9 protein-coding genes are annotated in these 9,070 nt (G+C 72.5%); 4 read left to right on the top strand and 5 right to left on the bottom strand.

The features are described 5' to 3' along the window. Positions 1–1,743: DUF5107 domain-containing protein (locus ACFVW8_RS36890; RefSeq protein ID WP_389698007.1), on the bottom strand; the 1,743-nt coding region annotated here is incomplete at its 3' end. 233 nt (positions 1,744–1,976) lie between these two features. Here ACFVW8_RS36890 and ACFVW8_RS36885 point away from each other — a divergent pair. Further along, a complete protein-coding gene (locus ACFVW8_RS36885; protein WP_389698005.1) occupies positions 1,977–2,330 on the top strand; it encodes a DUF6204 family protein in 354 nt (117 codons plus the stop codon). A 14-nt stretch (positions 2,331–2,344) separates the two neighbouring features. Here ACFVW8_RS36885 and ACFVW8_RS36880 read toward each other — a convergent pair whose 3' ends face one another. Continuing rightward, a complete protein-coding gene (locus ACFVW8_RS36880; protein WP_389698003.1) occupies positions 2,345–2,935 on the bottom strand; it encodes a TIGR03086 family metal-binding protein in 591 nt (196 codons plus the stop codon). A 559-nt stretch (positions 2,936–3,494) separates the two neighbouring features. Here ACFVW8_RS36880 and ACFVW8_RS36875 point away from each other — a divergent pair. After that, on the top strand, positions 3,495–3,752 hold the full coding sequence (locus ACFVW8_RS36875; RefSeq protein ID WP_389698001.1) for a hypothetical protein: 258 nt from the start codon (positions 3,495–3,497) through the stop codon (positions 3,750–3,752). 12 nt (positions 3,753–3,764) lie between these two features. Here ACFVW8_RS36875 and ACFVW8_RS36870 read toward each other — a convergent pair whose 3' ends face one another. Beyond that, positions 3,765–4,568, bottom strand: a complete 804-nt coding sequence (locus tag ACFVW8_RS36870) for an SDR family NAD(P)-dependent oxidoreductase (protein WP_389697999.1) — start codon at positions 4,566–4,568, stop codon at positions 3,765–3,767. A gap of 85 nt (positions 4,569–4,653) precedes the next feature. Here ACFVW8_RS36870 and ACFVW8_RS36865 point away from each other — a divergent pair, with 85 nt between their 5' ends. Then, positions 4,654–5,493: a helix-turn-helix transcriptional regulator gene (locus ACFVW8_RS36865; protein WP_389697997.1), complete on the top strand. Its 840-nt coding sequence runs from the start codon at positions 4,654–4,656 to the stop codon at positions 5,491–5,493. A gap of 33 nt (positions 5,494–5,526) precedes the next feature. On the opposite strand, the gene ACFVW8_RS36860 is transcribed toward ACFVW8_RS36865, so the two are convergent. Beyond that, positions 5,527–7,038, bottom strand: coding sequence for an alpha/beta fold hydrolase (locus ACFVW8_RS36860; protein WP_389697995.1), 1,512 nt, complete (start codon positions 7,036–7,038; stop codon positions 5,527–5,529). 96 nt (positions 7,039–7,134) lie between these two features. Between ACFVW8_RS36860 and ACFVW8_RS36855 the strand changes: the two genes are divergently transcribed. Continuing rightward, complete coding sequence (locus tag ACFVW8_RS36855; RefSeq protein ID WP_389698009.1) at positions 7,135–8,091, top strand: MerR family transcriptional regulator; 957 nt, start codon at positions 7,135–7,137, stop codon at positions 8,089–8,091. A gap of 65 nt (positions 8,092–8,156) precedes the next feature. Here ACFVW8_RS36855 and ACFVW8_RS36850 read toward each other — a convergent pair whose 3' ends face one another. Continuing rightward, positions 8,157–8,948: a DeoR/GlpR family DNA-binding transcription regulator gene (locus tag ACFVW8_RS36850; protein ID WP_389697993.1), complete on the bottom strand. Its 792-nt coding sequence runs from the start codon at positions 8,946–8,948 to the stop codon at positions 8,157–8,159. Positions 8,949–9,070: the final 122 nt, after the last annotated feature.

Genomic DNA, 9,070 nt, shown 5'->3' with positions numbered 1-9,070 from the left:
GACCGTACGGGCCGGTCCGGGCCGGCCCGCCGTCAGCAGCGCCCCCATCGCCTCCCGGCCGAGGGCGGCGGTGGCCGCCGTCCAGGCGTCGCCGTCGTCCCGGCGTTCGGCGCAGAGGTCGTCGAACGCCTCCGTGTAGTGGTCGGCCGCCAGCTCCCGCTGGCCGCCCTCCTGGGCGGCGACGGCGAGACAGCGCAGCAGCGGCCAGCGGGACGGGGCCAGGGCCAGTCCGCGCTCCCAGCTGCGGACCGCCTGGGCGCGGTCGCCGGCGTGCCACTGGGCGATGCCCAGGTGGTATTCGGTGAGCGGCTCGGCGGAGGCGGTCTCCAGCATGTCGCGCCAGTGCGGGGAGACCAGGGACGGTCCGGGAGGCGCCACCCGGCGCGGCTCCGGGAAGGTCCCCTGTTCCAGCAACTCCATCCAGGGCGCCTGCTGTTCACCGAGGGCCGACTCGGCGAACGGGGTGCCGGGCAGCTTGTACCCGGCACGCCGCACTTCGAGCGCACCCCAGCCCGACCCGGTGGCGAGCATCTCGCCAGGCTCGGTGTCGGCCGAGCGGCGCCATGCCTCGTACGCGGCGTCCACATCGGCGCGCGGCAGCGCGTCGGCGAGCCGCTGCTCGGTCTCCTCGCGGGCGGCGGCCCAGTCGTCGCCGTGGACGGCGGCGGGGTCCGCGGACAGCGGTCCGTAGGACTCCAGCCAGCTGAACTCACCGCCGGGCTCCAGCGGCACGTGCTCCAGCTGGGTGCGGGCGAGTCCGGCCTGGATTTCCGCGTAGCCGACGGTGCCGGGCTCGGTGAGCCATTCCTGCCAGCGGCGGCCACCCGGCCCGCTGCCCCAGAGGAAGAGCTTGCGGCCGCGGAGCAGGTCGGTGGAGGTCTGGACGAGCCCGTGGCCGCCCTCGTCGAGGGAGGCGATCCAGCGGCGGGCACCGTCGGGCACCTCGTAGAAGTAGTCGGCGGGGAAATCGCTGCGCAGCGGGTACGTCCGGTCGACGGAGCCGCTCTCGGGGACCGGGACGCGAGTCAGCGTCCGCTCGTACCCGAAGTGCCAGGCCTCGTCGGCCGGGGCCAGCACCCGGGTGCGCTCGCCCTCCGGCACGGCGATGTTGGACCACCAGTAGACGGGCGCGGGGAGTTCGTGCGGATTGCGTATCCGGACGCCGACGTGGAGGAAGTCGGAGCCGTCGGGCAGCCACAGGTCCACCTGGAACGGCAGGTCGCGCAGTCTCTCCCACTCCCAGAGCCGGACCATCTCACCGCCGTCGGGAGCCGCGACACGGGCGGCGTGCACCGGGGCGCAGGACAGGGTGGTGTGGCCTGTCGCGCCGATGTTCCACTCGATGCCACCGGAGAACCAGGCGCCGTTGAGCGCGAAGTCGGCGGGCTGGAGCACGGGGTTGGTGTAGACGAGGTCCCGGCCGGTCGGCTTGTGGAAGAGGGAGTGGATCCGGCCGCCGAGTCCGGGCAGCACGGTGGCACGCAGCCTGTCGTTCTCGATCACGATCGCGTCGAGACCGGTCGGGGTGCGCTCACGTCCGTACCCGTCGAGAACGGCAACGGGAAGGACGGTGGCCAGGGGCTCGTGGCCGATCTGGCGCGCCATGTCGCGCGGCAGACCTGCCCGGTCACGGTCGTCGACGACATGCATCTCGTCGAGGGGCCGCAACGCAGGCAGTGGATTCTCAGGCCCCGTCGCCGCTGCGGGCAGGGTCAGTACGGTACGTCGTACGGTGGTGGCCAAGGCAACCTCGCTCCCTCACGCGGGCCGCCGCAGGTCCGGGCGCCCCCCGATGACCATGGAACACGCTCGGGGCCGCCCGGGCCAGGGGATCGGCCGTCCGTCTTCGGCAAAGACACCGGCCGCCGGCTCGGCGGGCAGGGCACCCGCCGAATATTCCGGGCGCGTTCCGTCCCCGTGACCATAGGCTTGCCCGGCATGCGGTTTGCGGGACGCTACAGAGACGGTGACACACGATGACCACGCAGCACACCTACCGAGTGATCGTGCGCGGTACCTGGGAAGGGCTGACGGACGGGGCCCGCGAGCGGCTGCTGGCCGAGCTGGAGCAGCACGGTCTGGCCGCCATGCAGTTCACCGAGGAGGGGTCGCTCACCTACGACCGCGTACTCAAGCACTTCAGCTTCCGGTACGTGGTGGTGTCGGATGCCGAGGACGGCGAGGAGATGGCGTCCGTGATCGCCGAGGACCGTGCGCAGGGATATCTCCGTGAGCGCGGCTACGGCCACGGCGAGCTGCGGTCCACGGCGACGGACATGGACACCATGAAGATCAACTACAAGGGGCGGCGGGCGTCGGGGGCGGCCTGACGGCGAGCCGAAGGCTACCGCGGCGGATAGCTGCCCGGTCGGCCCGGATGGTGCGGGCTGCGGCCGGTGATGGCGACGAGCCGGTCCAGGAGCGGTGCGTCGTCGGGGACATCGACGGCGGGTCCCCACAGGGCGGGGACGGGTGCGCGGGGGACGAACTCGGCTACATGCTCCAGACAGGCCCGGAGCGTCGCGTCGGGCAGATCGAAGGGCCGGCCGGTGGCGACGGCCAGGTCCCAGCCGTGCACGACCATCTCGGTCAGCGCGACCCTGCCCCACTGTTCGTTGGACAGCTCCACGCCGGCCGCGTCAGTACTGCCCTGCCAGGCCGCCGGGTCGGTCCAGGACTCGCCGAGTGCCAGCACGTGCGCGGTGACGGGTTCGCACCAGTCCCGGTCGAAGGGCGTCGCCCCGGCATCGCCGTTAACGGTGCCGGCCTGCTCCTTGCGGGCGAGCGCGGCAAAACCATGTGCCACCTCGTCGACGTGGTTGATGAGGTCACCGACCGTGTAGTCGGTGCAGGGCGTGAAGTGGGCGAGTTGGCCGTTGGTGACGCCGGCCAGAACATCGGCCATCCGGCGGCAGGCCGGATTCAAGTCGATCATCGTGCTCCCTTTCAGCGTGGTCCCGGGCCGCGCAAGGCGGCCCCAAGGGTGGAGACCGTCAGATGGATCAGAACTCATCGGCGCGCAGCCGCGCCCCGGTACGGGGAATTTCCAAGCGTTCGCGCACGCTCTTCGTGGCCGTTCCGAGAAGTCGGCCAAGGGGCCCTGCCGTGACCTGCGAACCGGGGGCGCACGGGACCCCCTCCCGACCGCCCGCAGGCAGGCAGGCAGGCAGGCAGGCAGGCAGGCAGGCAGAACGGCCCCATGACCACATCGGAGTCATCATCGGCCCACCGCCGTAGGCCCGGGCTCTCCGCGGCGCGCGGCGCGGCGGGGGCCGGCTGCGCTCTCCTTGCCCTCGCCGCCGCACTGACCGGCTGCGGCTCCGACGCGGGCGTGCCCGGGGCGGCCGCACGCTCGCGTTCATCCGAACCGTCGCCCGCCACGCCAACGCCCCACGAAGCCCTCCTCATCGCCGTCGCCGACCGCAGTGGAGCCGATGAAGCCGTCAACACCGTCCGGGCTACGGGCGTGTGCCGACGGAAGCTGCACGGTCGTCGTGACGCAGGGCACCGAGCTCCCGGCCGGCCCCGGCCTCCGGGCGGGACCGTTCACAGTGAGCGACGTCGGCCCCGAAGGAGTGGACCTGAGTTCGGGCGCGGCGAGCGGATTCACCTCCAATCTGCTTGATCAGCGCCCCGACCAGGGCGGGCCCTCCACTGTGAACGAGCCGTCGATCGCCGTTCTCGCCATCGCGGGAGACACCGCGGGAGAGACCGCGAAGCTGCGTCTCTCCCCGACCGGGCAGAGCGGCTGAGCCCCCTCCCTTTCAGGCACCGGCGCCGCCGTCGACCGGCAGGATCGCGCCGGTCACGTACGAGGCCCTGTCGCTGAGCAGCCATGCGGCGGCCTCGGCTATCTGCCGGGGCTCGGCCATCCGGCCGAGCGGGGTCATCGCGGTTATCTGCTCGACGATGCCGGGAGTCGCCGCTTCCCAGGTGTCGATCATCTCCGTGGCGGTGCCGCCGGGGGTGATGCCGTTGACCCGGATACGGTCACCGGCCCAGCTCACCGCGGCGGTCTCGGTAAGGCTGTTGAGCGCGCGCTTCATGGCGCCGTATGCGGGCAGGGCGGGGTTCGCGCGGCGGCTGCCGATGCTCGAGGTGTTGACGATCGCCCCGCCGCCGTTGCGTCGCATGAGTGCGGCCTCAGCGGTCATGGCCGTCCAGTGCGAGCGGAAGTTCACGGTGAACTGCTCGTCGATGTCCTCGTCGCTGGTGATCTCGACCGGGCCGGGCTGCTGTTGGGGCACCGCTCCGTTGTTGAAGGCCCCGTCGAGCCGTCCGTGCAGCTCCTCGACACGGTCGACCGCGACGCGGATGTTCGCGCGGTCTGCGAGGTCCAGGGGAAGGGCGTCGGCGATGCCGCCACCGGCGCGGATCTCGGTGACGATGCGTTCGAGGGCGTCCATACTGCGGGCGGCGAGCACGACGGCAGCACCCTCGGCGGCGAAGAGACGGGCCGCGGCCGCCCCGATGCCGCGGCTGGCGCCGGTGATGAACACAACCTTGCCGGCGAGCAGCCCGATGGGCGCGATGGCGGTGCCGTTCGTGTTGTTGCTGTCGTTCGTCATGACAACAGCGTCAGTCCGCATCTCGGCCGGATACAGGCACAATCAGTACCAGGATCCGGCACTGGGCAGAGCGCACACTTGGCGTATGGACAGACAGGAGCTCGGGGCGTTCCTCCGCAGCCGTCGTGAGCGGCTCCGGCCCCAGGACGTCGGCCTCCCCTCCGGACCGCGACGCCGGACACCGGGTCTGCGCCGCGAGGAGGCCGCGGTACTCGCTCACATCTCCACGGAGTACTTCGTCCGGCTTGAGCAGGGCAGGGCGTCGCGACCGTCGGGGGAGGTCCTCGCGGGGATCGCTGGGGCGCTGCGGCTCACCGACGCCGAGACCGACCACCTCCACGTCCTCGCGGGCACCGCACCGACCCACACCCGGCTGCACCGGCGCGACGTCCGTCCCAGCATTCTCGCCCTCCTCGACCGACTGCCGCAGACGGCCGCCTTCGTCATATCCGCCGCATTCGAGGTGCTTGCCTGGAACCGTCTTGCGGCCGCGCTCATGGAGGACTTCGCCCAGCTCGCTCCGGAGGACCGTAATCTCGCGCGCCGGGCGTTCCTCGGGCCACAGCGACCTGATGCGCCGCTGTACGGGATCTCCGACGCCACCGAGTTCCGCCACCGGGTCGTCATGGAGCTCCACGCCACCCGTGCTCGCTATCCCGCCGATCCCGCGGTGACCGGTCTCGTCGACGAGCTCCGCACCGCCAGCCCCGACTTCGCCCGGCTCTGGGAGCGGCACGACGTGCAGGCCGCCTCGATGCTCACCAAGACCTTCCGCCACCCTGCCGTCGGGGAGATCACCGTCGACTGCGACGCGCTCACGCTCACCGACCGCGACCAGCGCCTCGTGCTCTACAGCGCGCCGACGGGATCCCCCGGCGCCGACGCGCTGGCTCTTCTGGACGTCCTCGGCGCCGCGGTCCCGTAGGGGCTGTGACCGATGGCCCCGTCCAGGCCGGGATCAGCCCGTCAGCCGGCCCAGCACCGAGCGCATCGCACGGCGCACCGCCTCTCGCGACTCCTCCGTCGGGTCGACGGTGTCGAAGGAGTGCCGGCCGTGCGGGACATCGATGACCTCGACCACCGCTCCGCACTTCTCGGACGCGGTCAGGAACTCCTCGACGGTGGCGGCGATCGCGGGGGTTTCACGGCCCACTCGTACGACCACGACGGGCAGGTCGCCCGCATCGGCCACCGCCTCCACCGGACGGAACCGGCCGTCGACCGGCCCCAGGTAGGGCAGCGGCGCCATGACCGGGTAACTGGCCGCGAGGCAGCGCAGCCAGGGCGGGGGCTGTCGCAGCCAGGGCGCCGTCATCAGGCCGCCGCCCGAGAAGAACCACAGGGCGATCCGGTCCTCGTCCACCCGTGGATCGGCGCGGACCAGCTCCACCGCGGCGGCCACGTCCGCGGCGGCCCGCGCGTAGTCGGCCACGTCGTGCAGGCGGTGAGCGACGGTCACGCCCACCGCCCCCTGCTCTGCCGTGTACCGGGCGTACCCCACCGGGGCGGGCCACTCCCTCGGGGCCGGCAGGGCCCCGGCGGGCACCGGTCCTCCGTGCACGAACACCACGGCCGGACGCGGGCCTTCCGCACCGGGCAGGTACAGGTCGACCTGCCCGTTCCGTTCACGGGGGATGTCCGGCACGTCCAGCACGAACGGCCGCAGATGCGCGGGCTGCTCGCCCTCCCCGGCCGGCACCAGCCGGTGTCCCCCGCCCGCGGCGGCCCGCAGCAGAACCTCCGTCAGCTCGGCCGGAAGGGAGAGCATCGGCCAGTGCCCGGTGGGGAGTTCGAAGAACGTCACCCATGGATCGGCCAGCGACTGAGCGACGGGGTCGCCGAGGTCCACCCCTCGCTGAACCATCTCGATGCTCGCACCGCTCCCCTCGCACAGCACCCCGGTGGCGGGCAGCGCGGCGGCCGCGCCGGTGAGTCGCAGGGGCTGCAGCAAGGTGCGCAGCGACTGCGGTGCGGCGGACGCGGTGAGCCGGTCGAGCGCAGCGCCGGAGACGCCCTCGGTGCTGCCCCAGCGCGGCCACTCGTCGCGGGCCGGGGCGGACAGCTCGCCCTGGGGCCCGCCCGTACCGGCGCGCTCGGCCAGTTCCTGGCGCAGGGTCGGGTCGGGCACCGCGGCCAGGGCGGGCACACCGTCCTGCGGGATTCCCGCGTCCAGATAGACGATCCGGCCGATGTGCTCCGCGCGCCGGTCGGCGGCGCCCAGCACCGGGTGGATGCCGTAGTCGTGGCCGACCAGCACGATCTGCTGACGGGCCCTGGCCACGACCCGGTCGATCACCGCGAGCACGTCCGCGATGTGGGTCTCCAGGTCGACGGTGTCCCGGCCGGCCCCGCCGGGCCCGGTAAGCGCCACCGCGTGCACCTCGGCTCCTGCCGAGGTCAGTCGCGCGGCCGTGTCCTCCCATACATGTGCGCCGGTGAACATGCCCGGTACCAGGATGAATACAGTCATCGGCCTCTCCTCGAGCACGCTGTCGTCGGCGGGCCTGCCACGATCGTCCGGCCGCGCCCGCCGCTACGATAGAAACTCCCCATGCGGGAGGTTCAAGTGTTCCCGCCATCCGACGGACTCTGCGGCATCGGCGAACTCGCCGAGCGCGCGGGCGTCACCGTCAAGACCGTTCGCTTCTACTCCGACCGCGGGCTGCTGCCGGAGGCGGCCCGCAGCGCCGGGGGGCACCGGCGGTACGGTCCGGAAGCCCTCGGCCGACTGCGTCTGGTGCGCTCGCTGCGCGCCCTGGGCCTGCCGGTGCGCGAGGTGCACCGCATCCTCGACGAGGAGGATGCGGCGGCGGGGGCGGGTGGCGTGCTGGAGGACGCGGTCGCGGGGCAGCTGCGCGAACTGGGCTCCCAGCTGAGCGCCCTGCGCTGGCGGGAGGCGGGGCTGCGGCTGGTGCAGCAGTGCCGGCCCGATGAGCGGGCGGACCGGCTGCGTCTGATCGGCGCGGTGTCCGCCCCTCCGGACACGGCGTCGCTGGCCCGGTTCTGGCGGGCCTGGCTGCCCCCGCGGATGCCGGCCGGGGCGCGCTCGGCCTTCCTGGAAGTGGCGGTTCCGCAGCCGCCCGACGCCCCGGAGCCTGCCCAGGTACTCGCCTTCGCCCGGCTGTACGCCTTCGTCACGCGCCCGTGCACGGGCACCGGACCCAGCCGGCCGGCGGCTCACGGGCCCTCGGGGACCGGCAGGCCGGATGTCCTGTACGCGGGACTGGCCGACGCCTACGAGCTGGCGGGCAGGCAGCTGCGCCGGGGGCGGGAGCCGAAGCCGGGCGAGGAGCTGGACAGCTTCGTGGACGCCTACGCCGGCGCGTACAGCACCCGGGACACCCCCGCCTTCCGCCGCCTGCTGGCCGGACAGCTGGCGGCCGATCCGCGGATCGACCGTTACTGGGAGCTGGTGGCCGAGGTGATCACCGCACCGGGTGCTCCGCCGGAACCGACTGCGGGGTCCTCGCACGACTGGTTGTACGCGGCACTGGACGCGCAGACGGCGGACGCGCGGGCCTGAGCCCGCGCCACGTCAGGGCCGCTCGGCCGGCTCCGGTCCGGGGCCTCAGCCGGCAGGCGTGTCCGTCAGGGATTCACCAGGTGGAGGTCGGTTCCGCAGGCGCGTACGCCCTCGGCTGCCGCGTCGGCCAGCGCGCCGTCGGAGATGATCGTGTCGAAGGCGTTGAGAGGTGCCACACGGTATTTGCCGAAGGTTCCGAACTTCGAGGACCCGGCCACGAGCACGGAGCTTCCGGTGCACTCCATGGCCGCCTGCTTGACTTCGACCTTGGGCTCGGACGGGGTCGTCACACCGCGGAGAAGGTCCCACGAGCTGGTGCTGATGAAGGCCATGTCAAGAGCGAGCTGCCGCAGCACGGTGGCTGCCAGCCTGCCCACGCTCGACCGGTTGGAGGGCTCCACCTGTCCGCCGACATGGATGATGTCGAGGTGGGGCGCGGCCATCAGCGCGTCGACGGTCGTGAAGTCGTTGGTCACGACGGTCAGCGAGGTGTGGTGCACCAGGAGCGGGACCATGGCGAGCAGGGTCGTGCCCGCGTCCAGGTAGACGGTCATCCCGTCCTGCACCAGTCCCGCGGCGCGCGCGGCCATGGCCTGCTTCTCGGGCTGCTCGATGAGGGTCTTGGCCTGGTGGCTCGGTTCGCTCTGCAGATGGCTGGCGATCCTGGCGCCGCCCGGTACGGAGAAGACCAGTCCCTGGCGCTCCAGTTCGGCGATGTCACGGCGCACGGTCATGTGCGAAACGCCCAGGAGCTGGGTGATCTGCTGAACGCTGAGCACTCCGTCGCGCCGCAGGTGCTTCAGCAACTGCTCACGCCGCTGGTCCGGGATCAGCGGCGGGGAGTGTTCCTCGGCCATCGTCGGTGGTCCTTCCTGTTCTGCGACCGCATCGGTCGTTGGAGATTGTGCCGTTCCTCCGCGGCCGCCGCTCACGCCGGGTCGCTCGGCGGGTCCGCCCGCTGTCTCCCGGGCGCGGAACG

Source organism: Streptomyces sp. NPDC058221, assembly GCF_042882365.1.
Taxonomy (GTDB): domain Bacteria; phylum Actinomycetota; class Actinomycetes; order Streptomycetales; family Streptomycetaceae; genus Streptomyces.
This window is presented reverse-complemented; position numbering and strand designations above follow the sequence as displayed.

What these genes read in the sequence shown, in the direction of transcription:
- ACFVW8_RS36870 (WP_389697999.1), bottom strand. Translation starts at nt 4,568, where the DNA reads ATGACGAACGACAGCAACAACACGAACGGCACCGCCATCGCGCCCATC.
- ACFVW8_RS36850 (WP_389697993.1), bottom strand. Translation starts at nt 8,948, where the DNA reads ATGGCCGAGGAACACTCCCCGCCGCTGATCCCGGACCAGCGGCGTGAG.
- ACFVW8_RS36860 (WP_389697995.1), bottom strand. Translation starts at nt 7,038, where the DNA reads ATGACTGTATTCATCCTGGTACCGGGCATGTTCACCGGCGCACATGTA.
- ACFVW8_RS36880 (WP_389698003.1), bottom strand. Translation starts at nt 2,935, where the DNA reads ATGATCGACTTGAATCCGGCCTGCCGCCGGATGGCCGATGTTCTGGCC.
- ACFVW8_RS36865 (WP_389697997.1), top strand. Translation starts at nt 4,654, where the DNA reads ATGGACAGACAGGAGCTCGGGGCGTTCCTCCGCAGCCGTCGTGAGCGG.
- ACFVW8_RS36885 (WP_389698005.1), top strand. Translation starts at nt 1,977, where the DNA reads ATGACCACGCAGCACACCTACCGAGTGATCGTGCGCGGTACCTGGGAA.